A 15,052-nucleotide genomic window follows, 5' to 3' on the forward strand; every position below is an offset into this window, starting at 1 on the left:
TGCGGTCGGTGAGGCACTTAAAGCGCTGCACCAACGTTGTGTCGATGTGCGCTACCTAGGATCCTGGCCCACCGGGGCGGCCGGCGGCGTGACGCCGCCGCCCGCCGATGCGGCCGCACGCTGGTTGGAGAGCCTCAAGCGCGGCGCGACCGAGGAGCGCCGGTTATGAGCGGGCGGCTGGTGCTGGTGCGCCACGGGCAGTCCTACGGCAACATCCACCGCCGGCTCGACACCCGGCCGCCGGGCACCGCGCTCACCCCGCTGGGCCGCGAACAGGCCCGGGCGTTCGCCGGCGCCGGTTCGCTGCGGCCGGGCCTGCTGGCCCACTCGGTGGCGACCCGGGCGGTGCAGACCGCCGAGGAGATCGCGGGGCGGATCGCGGTGGTCCCGCGCCCCGTCGAGGGCATCCACGAAGTGCAGGCCGGCGACCTGGAGGACCGCAGCGATCGGGCCGCGCTCGACGAGTTCCACCGCATCTACCAGCAGTGGCACCGCGGCGACCTCGACGCGCGGGTGCCCGGCGGGGAGAGCGGCAGCCAGGTGTTGGACCGCTACCTGCCGGCGGTGACCGAGCTGCGGCTGCGCTACCTGGACAACCACGACTGGACCGCCGATGTCATCGTGGTCAGCCACGGCGCGGCCATTCGGCTGGTCGCGGCGGTGCTCGCCGGCGTCGAGGCGGAGTTCGCACTGGACAACCACCTCAGCAACGCCGAGTCGGTGGTGCTGGCCCCGATCACCGACGGACGGTGGAGTTGCGTGCAGTGGGGCGAGCGGACACCGCCGTTCGGCCCCGAGCCGCGGCCGGCCCCGACCGCCGATTCGCTCGGCGCCGACCCGATGGGCTGATCGGGGCGGCTCAGCCGACCAGTTCCGCGCAGCGGCACCCGGTGTCGCAGCATTCGACCGTGCAGACGTGCCGGTCGGCATGGTGGTCGACGCAGCCGTCGGTGGTGCATTCGGAGTGCCGGCAGGGATGGTCGATGACGGTGCCGTGGCAGTGGTCGACGTCGTCGTGGCAGTACCGGCAGCCATTGGTCATGGCTCGTTTGTAGCACCCGGACCCGACAGCGGCGCGGTGCCGTGCCGGGTCAGCCCCAACCCAGTTCGTGCAGCCGGTCGTCGTCGATGCCGAAGTGGTGGGCGATCTCGTGGATGACGGTGATCGCCACCTCGTCGACCACCTCCTGTTCGGACTGGCAGATGTCGAGCAGGGCGTCGCGGTAGATGGTGATCGCGTCGGGCAGCGACCCGGCGTAGTTGGAGTCCCGCTCGGTCAACGCCACCCCCTCGTACAGGCCGAGCAGGTCCGGTTCGTCGGGATTGCGGTCGGCGACCAGCACGACCACGTTGTTCAGGGCGGCGGCCAGCCGCGGCGGGATCAGATCGAGCGCCTCGGCGACCAGCTCCTCGAACCGCTCGGGCGCCATCGCGACCGCCACGGCGCGCTCAGCTCCCCGGCAGCGGCAGCAGGTCCAGCCGCTCCTCGGGGATGTCCGGCGGCGGCACCGGCGGCTGCCCGTTGATCAGCAGATCGTCCCTGGCGCTGTTGAGCAGCGTGGCCCACCCGCCGTTGCCCAGCGTCATGCCGACGCTGCAACTGAGTTGGCGGCTGCCTGCGGTCCAGCTGGGCAGCGAGATGGTGCTGTAGAGCAGGGTCAGGGTGGTCTGACGCAGTTTCACCGGCGCCAGGTACTCCTCGGTGACCCGGGTGCAGACCTCTTTGATGTAGGCGTCCTGGTCGGCTTCGGAGGGCAGCACGTCGGGGAACCGCTCGGCGAGGTTGACCGTCCCGGTCACCTCCATGGAGTGCGGCGCGGCGCAGTCCACCGGGATGTCGGAGGGCTGGTTGGTCTCGGTGTCGATGCCCAGACAGGTGCCGGGCGGCCAGACCTTCGACTGGTCCTGGTCGGCGACGCGCCCGCTGAACAGCTGCTGGGTGTCCGCGGGGCCGGGCAGTTGCAGCCCGCAGAGCATCCGCCGCTCACCGGAGTGCTGCCAGGGCTTGTCGCCGGACCACAACACGCCGATCGCGAACCGGCCGTTGGGGTCGTAGCGCGGACCCAGGTAGCGGTGCACCGCGCGCTCGCACTGTTCGCTGCCGATCGCGCGCAGCCGATCCGCCGACGGCGGCGCGGCGTCGGGTCCGTACTCCGAGCCGGGAAAAGCCCGCATGTCGACCGCCTCGGCCACCTCGAACCGGTGCTCGCCGGCGCAGTCGGCCAACGTGACGGCGTTGGGGGTGTCCTCCGGCCAGGTCAGGCAGTCACCGGCGGCGGCGCTGCTGAACGCGTCGTTGGTCCGCGCGGTCACCGAGTTCTGCGAATCCAGGCCCAGGTAGCTGATCAGTGCCTCGTCCTGGTCGATCAACGGGATGGCGACGGCCACCCCGGCGATGAGCAGCCCGCCCAGCGCGGTGAGCAGCAGCGTGCGCCGCGCCGCCCGTGACGAGCGGGTGCGCAGCCGCGGCCACCGCACCCGCCGCCGTTTCGGCTGCTCGGCGGGCGCGTCGCTCGGCTCGTCGAGCGCGTCGTCGATCGGGTCTGGCTCCTCGGACATCGGCACCATTCTGACAGGCAGCCCAGCCGACCTGTCCGGCAGTCGGGCGGAAAAGTAGTGTTCAGGCCGTGATCGACCTGAGGTTGCTGCGTGAAGACCCCGACGCCGTCCGGCGCTCCCAGATCAGCCGGGGGGAGGACCCGGCGCTGGTGGACGCGCTGCTCACCGCCGACGCCGAGCGGCGCGCCGCGATCTCGAACGCGGACGCGCTGCGCGCCGAGCAGAAGGCGGCCAGCAAGCAGGTCGGGGCCGCCACCCCCGCGGAGCGGCCCGCGCTGCTCGAGCGCGCCAAGGAGTTGGCCGCGCAGGTCAAGGCCGCCGAGGCCGCCCAGGCGCAGGCCGAGGCGGCGCTGACCGCCGCCCACCTCGGCATCGCCAACATCGTCGCCGACGGGGTCCCGTCCGGCGGGGAGGACAACTTCGCGCTGCTCGATGTGGTCGGGGAACCGGCCGCCCTCGCCGAATCGCGCGACCACCTCGAACTCGGTGAGGCGCTGGGCCTGATCGACATGGCCCGCGGCGCGAAGGTCTCCGGTGCCCGGTTCTACTTCCTGACCGGGCGTGGCGCACTGCTGCAGCTGGGTCTGCTGCAACTGGCCGTGCGGCTGGCGGTGGACAACGGGTTCGTCCCGATGATCCCGCCGGTGCTGGTGCGCCCGGAGATCATGTCCGGCACCGGCTTCCTCGGTGCGCACGCCGAGGAGGTGTACCGGCTGGAGGCCGACGACCTGTACCTGGTCGGCACCTCCGAGGTGCCGCTGGCCGGCTACCACGCCGAGGAGATCCTGGACCTGTCGGCCGGGCCGCTGCGCTATGCCGGGTGGTCGTCGTGTTTCCGCCGGGAGGCGGGCAGCCACGGCAAGGACACCCGCGGCATCATCCGGGTGCACCAGTTCGACAAGGTCGAGGCGTTCGTCTACTGCCGTCCCGCCGAGGCCGAGGCCGAACACCAGCGGCTGCTGGACTGGCAGCGGCAGATGCTGGCCGCCATCGAGGTGCCCTACCGGGTGATCGACGTGGCCGCCGGCGACCTGGGCGATTCCGCGGCCCGCAAGTTCGACTGCGAAGCCTGGGTTCCCACCCAGAACGCCTACCGCGAGCTGACCTCGACCTCCAACTGCACCACGTTCCAGGCGCGCCGGCTGGCCACCCGCTACCGCGACGAGAACGGCAAGCCGCAGACCGCGGCGACCCTCAACGGCACCCTGGCCACCACCCGCTGGCTGGTGGCGATCCTGGAGAACCACCAGCAACCCGACGGCAGCGTGCGGGTGCCCGCCGCGCTGGTGCCCTATGTCGGCGCCGAGGTGCTCACACCGCGCTGAGCCCGGTCAGCCCACCAACTGCCGCAGCGCCGCCAGGAACGCCTCCGGGTCGGCCGGGGTGCACGCCGGATCCGGCCAGGTGTCGTCGACCTGGAGGGTCACCAGCGTCGAGCGCAGCGGCCGCTGGACATCCAGCGGCAGCCACCGGCGCAGATCCGAACTGCCCCAGAGGCGGAACCGGTGCACGAACAGCCCCAGCGACTCGGTCCGGTAGCCGCGGACCGCGGCGAGCGGGATCACTTTCGACGTTCCGGACGGAAAGTGATAGCGGCGCAACGTGATCGCCTGTCGATCCAGCTGGATGAGGCCGTCGTCGTAGTGCTGCGGTGTCATAGCTTGGCGCACCGCAGTTCGTGCCCGCGCGCGGTCAGGCAGCGACCGGTCTCCAGGTCCCACTGCCAGCCGTGCTGGTTGCACGTCAACGTACTACCTTCCACCACACCGAATTTCGACAGGTCAGCCTTCATGTGCGGGCAGCGGCGCTGAATCTGGTAGCCGCCCAACTCGATGGTGGCCGAGTCGTCGTGGGCCTCGCCGAACCAGCCGTCGGCGTAGACGATCCGGTCCTCGGTGAGGCACTTGAAGAACGTGTAGAGGTACTCGTTGTAGCCGCCCACCCGCCAGGCGGTGAACCGGGTGGACAGGAAAATGGTGTTCACCCAGTCGGGTTCGTCGTCGCGCAACACGGTGCGGACCAGCTCCGGGGCGATGGCGAACCCGTAGCGGAACTTCTCCCCGGCCAGCGGCGCGCGCACCGACCGGTTCGGGAAGTCCAGCACGACCGTCTCGGGGCCGAGCACCAACTCGACCGGATAGCCGACCCCGTCGCAGATCTCGTCGCTTTTGGCCATGATCGGCTCGAACAGCGCCTGCAGCGGCGCGAGCAGCGGTTCGCCGGTCGCCGGCGCCCAGGAGGCCTTCTCGGCGGCCAGCACCGGTTCCATCCGCTGCGCGTAGTCGGCGATGTAATCGGCCTTGCCGGTGGTGAAGATGGCCTCCACCTGCTCGGTGGGCAGCGGGTGGGTCAGCGACTCCAGCTCCGAGCCGGCGAAGGCGGCGGTGGAGCCGGGCATCATCAGCAGCCCGCGGTCGTGGCCGTTGCGGCGCATCTGGTCGAGGAAGACCATCTGGTCGGGGAAGATGTTGGCCGGGTCGCCGTGGTCGTCGTTGAGGTGGCGCAACTCCGGATCCAGGAAGCACGGCGGTCCGGCGGAGGGCACCACCCAGGTCGCGCCGACGTGGGCGATGTACTGACGGGCCCGGTCCATCTGGCGCTGCCGCTTCTGGGTGCCGAACGCCGTCTTGGCCCGCGCGGGCATGTCGTAGACCATCGGGTACCAGATCGCCCCGGAGTACTGCAGCAGGTGCACGTCGATGTGGTCGAAGGCCTCGAGCACATCGAGGTCGACCGGCCGGGAGTCGTTCATGTTGAACACGGTGGTGGTGCCGTCGGAGACCACCAGGCCGGAGTCGCCGATCGGGCCGTCGGCCGGGGCGCGCAGCGCGATGATCATGATCTCCAGGTCGCCCTTGGGGCCGCTGACGGTCTGGCGCACCGAGTCGGTGGTCTCGACGAACCGGTGAAAGCCCAGCTTCTCCAACTCGGTGCGCAGGTCGGGCACCGGGTAGTCCGGCAGCAGCACCACCGCGTCGGTGTTGACGTACTTGCGCAGGTGGCGCGGATCGAAATGGTCGTGGTGCAGGTGGGAGACGTAGAGGTAGTCGCAGTCGCCCAGGGCGGCCCAGTCCAGCTCGCTGTTGTCGGGGAACGGGAACCACGACGCGAAGTACGCCGGGTTCACCCACGGGTCGCACAGGATGCTGCCCGCGCGGGTGTCGATCCGAAAACCCGCATGTCCGACGCTGGTTACCTGCACTAATACCTTCTCTCGACGCCGACGGGCCCGGCCGTTCCGGGCGTGCCCCCGAGCTTAACCGCCGGCGGGACGCGGCCCCGGCCCGCCGCCGGTCGCCGCGCATTAGGCTGAGCGGCGTGGAACCGGTGTACGGGACGATCATCAAATGCGCGCGGTTGGCGTGGCGGGTGCAGGGCCTCAGGTTCACCGTGAGCGGCGTGGAGAACCTGCCCGAGGTCGGCGGAGCGGTGGTGGCCATCAACCACACCAGCTACTTCGACTTCAGCTTCGCCGGGCTGCCGGCGTTCAAGCAGGGGCTGGGCCGCAAGGTGCGGTTCATGGCCAAGCAGGAGATCTTCGACCACAAGATCGGCGGGCCGCTGATGCGCGGCTGCAAGCACATCCCGGTCGACCGGGCCAACGGCAACGCCTCGTTCCAGCTGGCCTGTGACTACCTGCGAGCCGGGGAGTTGGTCGGGGTGTACCCGGAGGCCACCATCAGCCGCAGCTTCGAGATCAAAGACCTCAAGTCGGGGGCGGCGCGGATGGCGATCGAAGCGGACGTGCCGATCATCCCGCACATCGTGTGGGGCGCCCAGCGCATCTGGACCAAGGGCCACCCGCGCTCGCTGTGGCGGCCCAAAGTGCCGATCACCGTCGCGGTCGGCGAGCCCATTCCGCCGACCCTGCCGGCGCCCGACCTGACCGCGCTGCTGCACTCCCGGATGCAGCACCTGCTCGAACAGGTCCAGGACGCCTACGGGCCGTACCCGCCGGGCGAATTCTGGGTGCCCCGCCGGTTGGGCGGGGGCGCCCCGTCGCTGGCCGAGGCGGCCCGGATGGACGACGAGGAAGCGGCCGCCCGCGCCGCGCGCCGCGCCGGACCCCCGGCGGCCGGCCCCGAGTAGCCATGGAGCCGGTCTTCCGCTGCCTGGAGATCGCGGCCCGGGCACTGGTCAAGGCGACCGGCACCGACCTGGTGTACACCGGTCTGGAGCACATCCCGACCGCCGGCGGCGCGGTGGTGGCGATCAACCACACCGGCTACGTCGATTTCCTGCCGGCGGCGCTGGCGCTGCACCGCCGGGGCCGGCGGATGCGGTTCATGATCAAGGCCGAGATGCAGCAGGTGCGCGTGGTCGACTTCCTGATCAGACACACCGGCACCATCCCGGTGGATCGTCGCGCGGGTGCGCAGGCCTACGCGGTGGCGGTCGAGCGGTTGCGCGGCGGGGAGATGGTGGGGGTCTACCCGGAGGCGACGATCAGCCGCAGCTTCGAGCTCAAGGAGTTCAAATCCGGTGCGGCGCGGATGGCGCTGGAGGCGCAGGTGCCGATCATCCCGTTGGTCGTGTGGGGCGCCCAGCGCATCTGGACCAAGGACCACCCCCGCCGGCTGGGCAGGCACAAGATCCCGATCCGGGTCGCCGTGGGGGCACCGCTGCCGCCCGTCGGGGACGTCGACGCCGGAGCCATCGACGCCCTGCTCGGCGCGCTGCGCGAGCGGATGACCGCCCTGCTCGACGACGCCCAGCGCGACTACCCGCGCCCGGCCGACGCGTTCTGGGTGCCGCGGCGAATCGGCGGCGGTGCCCCCACCCCGGCGCAGGCTAAGGTTCTCGATGAGGCCGAACTTTCCCGCCGCGCGCGTCGCCCAAGGAGGTAGCCGATCATGGCCGAGCCGTTCTTCCGGTTGCTGGAGATCGTGGTGCCGCCGGTGGTGGCGGTCAACAAGACCAAGATCAGCTACCACGGCCTGGAGCACCTGCCCGAACGGGGCGGCGCGGTGATCGCGGTGAACCACACCAGCTACGTGGACTGGCTGCCCGCGTCGCTGGCCGCGCTGCAGCGGCGGCGGCGGCTGCGGTTCATGATCAAGGCCGAGATGCAGGACGTCGCGGCCGTCAACTACGTGATCAAGCACACCAAGCTGATCCCGGTGGACCGCGAGCGCGGCGAGCAGGCCTACCACGAGGCGGTAACCCGGCTCAAGCAGGGCGAACTGGTCGGGGTGCATCCGGAGGCGACGATCAGCCGCAGCCTCGAGCTCAAGGAGTTCAAGACCGGTGCGGCGCGGATGGCGCTGGAGGCGCAGGTCCCGCTCATCCCGATGATCGTGTGGGGCGCGCAGCGCATCTGGCCCAAGGACCACCCGAAGAACCTGTTCCGCAACAACGTCCCGATCATGGTGGCCGCCGGCCGGCCGCTGGCGCCGCGCGGCAGCGCCGAGCAGCTCATCGCCGAGCTGCGGGAGAAGATGGTCTCGATGCTGCACGCCGTCCAGCAGGACTACCCCCATCCCACCGGCGCGCACTGGGTGCCTCGCCGGCTCGGCGGGGGCGCGCCGTCCCCGGAGGAGTCGGCGGTGCTGCGCCGGGAGGAGCTGCTCGCCCGCGCCCGGCGCCGCGAGGAGGCCGCCCGCAAACGTGCCGGCGCCCCACCGAGGCGGTCGCGGTGATGGCCGGATCGCGGTGAGGGCGGCGCCGGCGCTGATCGCCAGCGACGTCGACGGCACCCTGCTCGACGACGACGACACCATCAGCCCGCGGACCCGCGCGGCGGTGCTCGCCGCGCTCGACGGCGGCGCCCGGTTCATCCTGGCCACCGGGCGGCCGCCGCGCTGGGTGCGCCCGGTGATCGACGAACTCGGGTTCGCCCCGACGGCGGTCTGCGCCAATGGTGCGGTGATCTACGACCCCGCCACCGACCGCGTCCTCGCCGCCCGCACGCTCAGCCCCGACGCCCTGGTCAAGCTCGCCGACGTGGTGGCCCGCGCGCTGCCGGGGGCGGGGCTGGCGGTCGAACGCATCGGGGAGCGGGCGCACGACGCCGCCAGCCCGCAGTTCGTCAGCTCCCCGGGCTATCACCACGCTTGGCTCAACCCGGACAACACCGAGGTGTCGATGGCGGACCTGCTCAGCGCGCCCGCGGTCAAGCTGCTGGTCGGCATGCCCGGGGCGCGCAGCGCCGACATGGCCGCCGCGCTGATCCGCCACGGCGCGGCGGCGGAGGTGACCTTCTCCACCGACCGGGGGCTGGTCGAGGTCGTGCCGCCGGGGATCAGCAAAGCCACCGGCATCGCCGAGATCACCGGGCCGCTGGGCATCGCCGACACCGAGGTGCTGGCGTTCGGCGACATGCCCAACGACGTGCCGATGCTGCAGCGCGCCGGTCACGGGGTGGCGATGGGCAACGCGCACCCGATCGCGATCGCGGCGGCCGACGAGGTCACCGCGGCCAACACCGACGACGGGCTGGCCCGGGTGCTGGAGCGGTGGTGGCCGTGAGCGGCGGGCTCAGTCGAGCGGGCTGACCGGCGGGGAGAACCGCTCGAGCTGCACCGGGGGGCCACCGGCGGTCGGCGGCGGCAACACCTGCGCCAGCCCGTCGACCACCCGGGTCACCGTGCCGGTGAGCCGGTCGAAGTTCAGCGTCCCGTGCTGGAAGTTCTGCCCGATCCACTGCGGTTCCTGGATCTCGCCGCTGGTCGGCAGGCCGAGCACGCCGCGCTCGTAGCCGAGTGCGGCCCACGCGTCGTAGATCGCCCCGGTCAGCGGCTGTGCGCCGGTCTGCGGCGACCAGTACATCGCGCCGTGGGTGAAGGTGGCGTAGCGGGTGGCGTCGGCGCCGGCGGACTCCGGGGAGGTGGGGGCGCCCAGCACGCTGTCCATGCCGCCCATCGCCTGCCAGCGGGCCAGGATCGCCCCGCCCTGCAGGGCGTCGATCAGGTCCTCGGGTCCGGCGGGCCGGGTGAACCGGGCCGCCTCGGTGCGGATCCAGTCCAGCATCGCGTAGGCCTGGTGGCCGGGGCAGTCGGTGGCCCCGACGTCGCGGTGGGTGAAGATCGCCGGCAGGGTGGCGACGGTGTCGCGGACGACGCTGGTGTAGGCGCCGCCGGCGGACCGCAGCGTCGCGGTGCCCAGCGGGTCCACCCCGTCGAGGCTGAGCCGCCACCCCAGCAGCCGCGCCACCGTGCGGGCCTGGATCGCGGTGGGCGGCTCGTCGTCGAAGTTGCCCAGCATCGCCACGCCCCAGGTGCCGGTGTTGAACCCGCCGGTGTGCGAGCCGCGCACGGCGCGGTTGATGCCGCCGGCGCGGCCCTCGAAGACCTGACCGTACTTGTCGACCAGGGCGTTGTAGGCGATGTCGCACCAGCCCAGCGTGCGGGTGTGGTAGGCCTGGATCGCCCGGACGATCGCCGCCGAGTCCTGCGGGCTGTAGTCGTTGCTGCCGGCGGTGTGGTGCACGACGGCCGCGCGCAGGCGGTCGTCGTAGCCGGTCGGGCAGCGGGTGGTCTCGTCCGCGCCCCACTGGCCGCGGCCGATGATCGCGGGCGGCTGACCCGGTGGGGTCACCGCGTTCGGCGGGGTCCACTGCGCGTCGACGGGGGCTTGGGGCGGTGAGATCAACACCGCCGAGACGTTCTGGCCCAGCGACTCCTCGGTCGCGGCGGGCCGGTATCCCAAGCCGGTGTCGGGTTGCTCGGTCCGGCCGCCGGTGGTGGGTGCGGCCCCGGCGGGCCGGCGCACCTCGATCTGCACGGCGTGGGTGCGCCCGACGAATACCGGTTCGGTGCCGCGGCGGCGGGTGGCGGCGTCGTCGCCGGTGAACTCGGGGGCTTCCACCTCGAACCACGGTCCCCACCCGCCGTGCTCGGCGCGGGCGCGCACCCGCGCCGACGTGCCGGTCAGGTCGCTGCCGGTCAGCGCGATGAGGGAGAACGGGGTGTCCTGGCTGATCTCGCGGACGCTGACCCCGCCGCCGAGGTCGGGCAGCGCCTGCTCGGCCAGGCGGGTCTCGGCCGCGTTCGGCGGCGCGGGGTGCTCGTTCGAGCCGCCGTCGAGCGCCCACGGCAGGATCACGACGGTGGCGGCGATGGCGGTGAGCAGCATCGTCGGCGCGGGGCGGCGGGACGGCACGCGTCGATGTTACGTACGTGTCACAAGTTATAGATGTTTCGACACGACATTAGTGGGAAAATAGTGACTCAACCTGTAACGGCACCGCAGAGTCTCTGAGTTGCTGGATCCGCCCGGTCCAGGCTCCCTCTGCGGTGCCGTTGGGTAACAGGTCGTTACTGCAGGGCCGCGTCGGCGGCGTCGGTCGCCGCCCCGGCCGCGTCGGTCGCGGCGTCGGTGGCGGCCGCTGCCGGTGCCGCGGGGTTGACGCCCTGCGCGGCCTGGGTGATCGACGGCATCACCACGCCCTTGAGCAGGTCCATCACCTGGCCCGCCCCCAGCTGCTGAGCGGCGCTCATCACGTCGCTGACGATGCCGCCGCCGGACGAGGTCGCCGGCGCGACCGGCATCGCGCCCAGGGAGGGGTCACCGAGGATGGGGTAGGTGCCCATCGACGGGTCCATCCCGATCGGGGCGGTGATCGGCATCTCGCTGGGGCCGATCGGGGAGAGCCCGTCGGTGGGCCCGAGCAGCGCCGGGTCCACGCCGGGCAGCGTGGCCGCCGGGTTGGTCAACCCCGGATCCACGCCGGGCAGGGCGCCGGCCGGGTTGACGCCGGGCAGGGCCCCACCCGGGTCGGGCAGGGCGCCGGCCGGATCGGTCAGGCCGGGGGAGAGCTGCGCGGGATCGGTCAGCCCCGGCAGCGCCCCGGTCGGGCTGGTCAGACCCGGGTTGGTCAGCGCCGGGTTGGTCAGCCCCGGTGAGGTCAACCCCGGCGAGGTCAGCCCCGGGGAGGTCAGGCCCGGCGAGGTCAGGCCGGGGCTGGTGGCCGGCATCGCCCCGGCGGGGCTCAGGCCCGTCGGCACCGGCGGCAGGTTGATCCCGAACTGGGAGAGGCCCTGGCTCAGCGCCGACATCAGTTCGTTCGGCAGATCGGTCACCACTGCAGCGCGGACGAAGTCGGGCTGCTCCGGGACGGCGCTGGCGCTCAACTCGGAAACGGTGACTACGGCAAATGGACTTGCGACTGCCAGCGCGGCGACTGCGCTCATGGCTGTCGAGAGCTTGCGTCGACGTCGGTTCGGCACGGAAGTCTCCTCAATGGTGGACTACTGCATCGGGTGCAGCACGGCAGGGAGCCGCTGTGATCGATGGTACGAGTGTGAATAGTGAGATTGGTGTGACGAGATCGAATCGTGAGCCAATCGCGATCTGCCGCGCTGCGGTCACCCGGAGCGGCGCGGCGGGAACGTCGCCGGGTCCGATACTCTAGGCGCCGATGACCGCACGTTATGACCTTTTCGTCGTCGGATCCGGGTTCTTTGGGCTGACCATCGCCGAGCGGGCGGCCACCCAGCTCGGCAAGCGGGTCCTCGTTACCGAGAAGCGGCCGCACATCGGCGGCAACGCCTACTCTGAGGCCGAACCGCAGACCGGCATCGAAATCCACAAGTACGGCGCCCACCTGTTCCACACCTCCAACAAGCGGGTCTGGGACTACGTGCGGCAGTTCACCGAGTTCACCGACTACCAGCACCGGGTCTTCGCCATGCACGACGGGCAGGCCTACCAGTTCCCGATGGGGCTGGGGCTGGTGTCGCAGTTCTTCGGCCGCTACTTCAGCCCCGACGAGGCCCGCGCGCTGATCGCCGAGCAGGCCTCCGAGATCGACACCGCCGACGCGAAGAACCTCGAGGAGAAGGCGATCTCGCTGATCGGGCGCCCGCTGTACGAGGCGTTCGTCAAGGGCTACACCGCCAAGCAGTGGCAAACCGACCCCGTCGACCTGCCCGCCGCGGTCATCAGCCGGCTGCCGGTGCGCTACACCTTCAACAACCGCTACTTCAACGACACCTACGAGGGCCTGCCGGTCGACGGCTACACCGCCTGGCTGGAGAACATGGCCGCCGACCCCAACATCGAGGTGCGGCTGGACACCGACTGGTTCGACGTCCGCGCGGAGCTGCGGGCGGCCGCCCCGGCCGCCCCGGTGGTCTACACCGGGCCGCTGGACCGCTACTTCGACTACGCCGAAGGCCGGCTGGGCTGGCGCACGCTGGACTTCGAGCTCGACGTGCTCGACACCGGCGACTTCCAGGGCACCGCGGTGATGAACTACAACGACCTCGAGGTGCCCTACACCCGGATCCACGAGTTCCGGCACTTCCACCCCGAGCGGGCCTATCCGACCGACAAGACCGTGATCATGCGGGAGTATTCTCGGTTCGCCGGCGACGACGACGAGCCTTACTATCCGATCAACACCGAGGCCGACCGGGCGGTGCTGGCCGCCTACCGGGCCCGCGCCAAGGCCGAGACCGCGGCGTCGAACGTGCTGTTCGGGGGCCGGCTGGGCACCTACCAATACCTGGACATGCACATGGCCATCGCGAGCGCCCTGAACATGTACGACAACGTCCTCGCCCCGCACCTGCGTGACGGCGTGAGGTTGGAAGAGAGCAAACCATGAGCGACATCCCGTCGGGCCCGCTCGACGACACCGAATCGCGTGCGGTGAGCCTGCTGGCGCGGGTCATCCTGCCGCGCCCCGGCGAACCCCACGACGTCCGCAAGCTCTACCTGGAGGAGTCGGCCACCAACGCGCGGCGCGCGCACGCGCCGAGCCGCACCACCCTGGAGATCGGCGCCGAATCGGAGGTGTCGTTCGCGACCTACTTCAACGCCTTCCCGGCCAGCTACTGGCGGCGCTGGTCCACCCTGGAATCGGTGGTGCTGCGCGTCGAACTCACCGGCTCGGCGCGGGTCGACGTCTACCGCACCAAGGCGACCGGCGCGCGGATCAGCGTCGGCGGCGGCGACGGCACCGCCGACCCCGCCGGGGCGCCGGCCTGGACCGAGTTCGAGATCGACCTCTCGCCGTTCGAGGACGGCGGCTGGATCTGGTTCGACATCACCACCGACAGCCCGGTCCGGCTGCACAGCGCCGGCTGGTACGCGCCGCAGCCCGCGCCGGGCCGCGCCAACATCGCGGTGGGCATCCCGACCTTCAACCGCCCCGCCGACTGCGTCAACGCGCTGGCCGCCCTGACCTCCGACCCGCTGGTCGACGAGGTCGTCGGCGCGGTGATCGTCTCCGACCAGGGCACCGCCAAGGCCGTCGACCACCCCGGCTTCGCCGAGGCGGCCGCCGCCCTGGGCGACCGGTTGTCCATCCACGACCAACCCAACCTGGGCGGCTCCGGCGGCTACAGCCGGGTCATGTACGAGGCGCTGAAGAACACCGACTGCGAACAGATCCTGTTCATGGACGACGACATCCGCGTCGAGCCGGACTCGATCCTGCGGGCGCTGGCGATGAACCGGTTCGCCAAGTCACCCACCCTGGTCGGCGGCCACATGCTCAACCTGCAGGAACCCTCGCACCTGCACGTGATGGGCGAGGTGGTCGACCGCGACGAGTTCATGTGGACCAACGCGCCGCACGCCGAATACGACCACGACTTCGCCAAAGCGTCGCTGGAGGAGAGTCCGGCGCTGCACCGGCGCATCGACGTCGACTACAACGGCTGGTGGATGTGCATGATCCCGCGGGCGGTGGCCGAGGAGCTCGGCCAGCCGTTGCCGCTGTTCATCAAATGGGACGACGCCGACTACGGGCTGCGCGCCGCCGAGCACGGCTATCCGACCGTCACCCTGCCCGGCGTGGCGATCTGGCACATGGCCTGGAGCGACAAGGACGACGCCATCGACTGGCAGGCCTACTTCCACCTGCGCAACCGGCTGGTGGTGGCCGCGATGCACTGGGACGGCGCCAGCCGCGGACTGTTGCGCAGCTCGCTGAAGGCGACGCTGAAACACCTGCTGTGCCTGGAGTATTCGACGGTGGCCATCCAGAACCAGGCGATCGCGGACTTCCTGGCCGGGCCGGAGAATCTGTTCTCGATCCTCGAATCGTCGCTGCCGACGGTGCATGCGATGCGCAAGCAGTACCCCGACGCGGTGGTGCTGCCGGGCGCGACGGCGCTGCCGGTGCCCTCCGGGCGCACCCGGGTCAACAAGCCCCCGGTGTCGGCGCCGGCGATCGCGGTGCGCCTAGCCCGCGGGGTCCTGCACCAGCTCACCCGGGAGGACCCCGAACATCACCGGCGGCCCCAGCTCAACGTGCCCACCCAGGACGCCCGGTGGTTCCTGCTGTGCAAGGTCGACGGTGTCACCGTCACCACCGCCGACGGCCGCGGCGTGGTGTACCGGCAGCGCGACCGCGCCAAGATGTTCGGCCTGCTGCGCGCCTCGCTGCGCCAACACCTGCGGCTGGCCCGCCGGTTCGACACGATGCGGCGCACCTACCGGCAGGCGCTGCCGATGCTGTCCAGCCCGCAGCAGTGGGAGAGCGTGCTGCTCACCGAGCCGACGACCCGAGCGCCGGGCAAGTGAGCGAACCCGGCGCGCCGCA

14 protein-coding genes and 2 pseudogenes are annotated in these 15,052 nt (G+C 71.3%); 9 read left to right on the forward strand and 7 right to left on the reverse strand.

Features of this window, described 5'->3' with window-relative positions; genetic code table 11:
- Nucleotides 1–169: pseudogene (locus A5643_RS18605) on the forward strand (prephenate dehydratase); the annotation flags it as partial.
- Nucleotides 166–849, forward strand: a complete 684-nt coding sequence (locus tag A5643_RS04805) for a histidine phosphatase family protein (RefSeq protein WP_066852492.1) — start codon at nucleotides 166–168, stop codon at nucleotides 847–849. The pseudogene A5643_RS18605 and the gene A5643_RS04805, both read left to right, overlap by 4 nt.
- A 10-nt stretch (nucleotides 850–859) precedes the next feature.
- Here the strand turns inward: A5643_RS04805 and A5643_RS04810 are convergent, their stop codons facing one another.
- The 3 genes and pseudogenes from A5643_RS04810 to A5643_RS04820 all read right to left on the reverse strand — a co-directional run.
- Complete coding sequence (locus tag A5643_RS04810) at nucleotides 860–1,042, reverse strand: hypothetical protein (RefSeq protein ID WP_066852494.1); 183 nt, start codon at nucleotides 1,040–1,042, stop codon at nucleotides 860–862.
- 49 nt (nucleotides 1,043–1,091) lie between these two features.
- Nucleotides 1,092–1,442, reverse strand: a complete 351-nt coding sequence (locus tag A5643_RS04815; protein ID WP_066852496.1) for a metallopeptidase family protein — start codon at nucleotides 1,440–1,442, stop codon at nucleotides 1,092–1,094.
- Between the two features lie 16 nt (nucleotides 1,443–1,458).
- Nucleotides 1,459–2,559: pseudogene (locus tag A5643_RS04820) on the reverse strand (septum formation family protein); the annotation flags it as partial.
- A 68-nt stretch (nucleotides 2,560–2,627) separates the two neighbouring features.
- Here A5643_RS04820 and serS point away from each other — a divergent pair.
- Entirely contained in the window at nucleotides 2,628–3,884 is a 1,257-nt protein-coding gene (gene serS / locus A5643_RS04825; protein ID WP_066852501.1) for a serine--tRNA ligase, read from the forward strand.
- A 6-nt stretch (nucleotides 3,885–3,890) separates the two neighbouring features.
- Here serS and A5643_RS04830 read toward each other — a convergent pair whose 3' ends face one another.
- Both A5643_RS04830 and A5643_RS04835 read right to left on the reverse strand, forming a co-directional pair.
- Complete coding sequence (locus A5643_RS04830; RefSeq protein WP_066852502.1) at nucleotides 3,891–4,217, reverse strand: hypothetical protein; 327 nt, start codon at nucleotides 4,215–4,217, stop codon at nucleotides 3,891–3,893.
- Nucleotides 4,214–5,761, reverse strand: a complete 1,548-nt coding sequence (locus A5643_RS04835) for an MBL fold metallo-hydrolase (protein WP_066852504.1) — start codon at nucleotides 5,759–5,761, stop codon at nucleotides 4,214–4,216. Before A5643_RS04835 ends, A5643_RS04830 begins: the two co-directional genes overlap by 4 nt.
- A gap of 116 nt (nucleotides 5,762–5,877) precedes the next feature.
- On the opposite strand from A5643_RS04835, the gene A5643_RS04840 reads away from it, so the two are divergent.
- From A5643_RS04840 to A5643_RS04855, 4 genes are read left to right on the forward strand one after another with little or no spacing between them, the layout of a single operon-like run.
- Nucleotides 5,878–6,648, forward strand: a complete 771-nt coding sequence (locus tag A5643_RS04840; protein WP_066852506.1) for a lysophospholipid acyltransferase family protein — start codon at nucleotides 5,878–5,880, stop codon at nucleotides 6,646–6,648.
- Nucleotides 6,649–6,650: 2 nt separating this feature from the next.
- Nucleotides 6,651–7,406: a lysophospholipid acyltransferase family protein gene (locus A5643_RS04845; RefSeq protein WP_066852508.1), complete on the forward strand. Its 756-nt coding sequence runs from the start codon at nucleotides 6,651–6,653 to the stop codon at nucleotides 7,404–7,406.
- 6 nt (nucleotides 7,407–7,412) lie between these two features.
- A complete protein-coding gene (locus A5643_RS04850; protein ID WP_066852510.1) occupies nucleotides 7,413–8,198 on the forward strand; it encodes a lysophospholipid acyltransferase family protein in 786 nt (261 codons plus the stop codon).
- A gap of 13 nt (nucleotides 8,199–8,211) precedes the next feature.
- On the forward strand, nucleotides 8,212–9,027 hold the full coding sequence (locus A5643_RS04855; RefSeq protein ID WP_066852540.1) for an HAD family hydrolase: 816 nt from the start codon (nucleotides 8,212–8,214) through the stop codon (nucleotides 9,025–9,027).
- Nucleotides 9,028–9,036: 9 nt separating this feature from the next.
- On the opposite strand, the gene A5643_RS04860 is transcribed toward A5643_RS04855, so the two are convergent.
- Nucleotides 9,037–10,659, reverse strand: coding sequence for an N-acetylmuramoyl-L-alanine amidase (locus A5643_RS04860; RefSeq protein WP_066852511.1), 1,623 nt, complete (start codon nucleotides 10,657–10,659; stop codon nucleotides 9,037–9,039).
- A gap of 155 nt (nucleotides 10,660–10,814) precedes the next feature.
- Entirely contained in the window at nucleotides 10,815–11,726 is a 912-nt protein-coding gene (locus tag A5643_RS04865; protein WP_066852513.1) for a hypothetical protein, read from the reverse strand.
- A 191-nt stretch (nucleotides 11,727–11,917) separates the two neighbouring features.
- On the opposite strand from A5643_RS04865, the gene glf reads away from it, so the two are divergent.
- Together glf and A5643_RS04875 are read left to right on the forward strand one after the other, a co-directional pair.
- Nucleotides 11,918–13,108, forward strand: coding sequence for a UDP-galactopyranose mutase (gene glf / locus A5643_RS04870; protein WP_066852515.1), 1,191 nt, complete (start codon nucleotides 11,918–11,920; stop codon nucleotides 13,106–13,108).
- Nucleotides 13,105–15,033, forward strand: coding sequence for a glycosyltransferase (locus A5643_RS04875; RefSeq protein WP_066852517.1), 1,929 nt, complete (start codon nucleotides 13,105–13,107; stop codon nucleotides 15,031–15,033). The genes glf and A5643_RS04875 overlap by 4 nt, the downstream gene beginning before the upstream one ends.
- The last annotated feature ends 19 nt before the right edge of the window (nucleotides 15,034–15,052 follow it).

The organism is Mycobacterium sp. 1274756.6, assembly GCF_001668625.1.
Taxonomy (GTDB): Bacteria; Actinomycetota; Actinomycetes; order Mycobacteriales; family Mycobacteriaceae; genus Mycobacterium.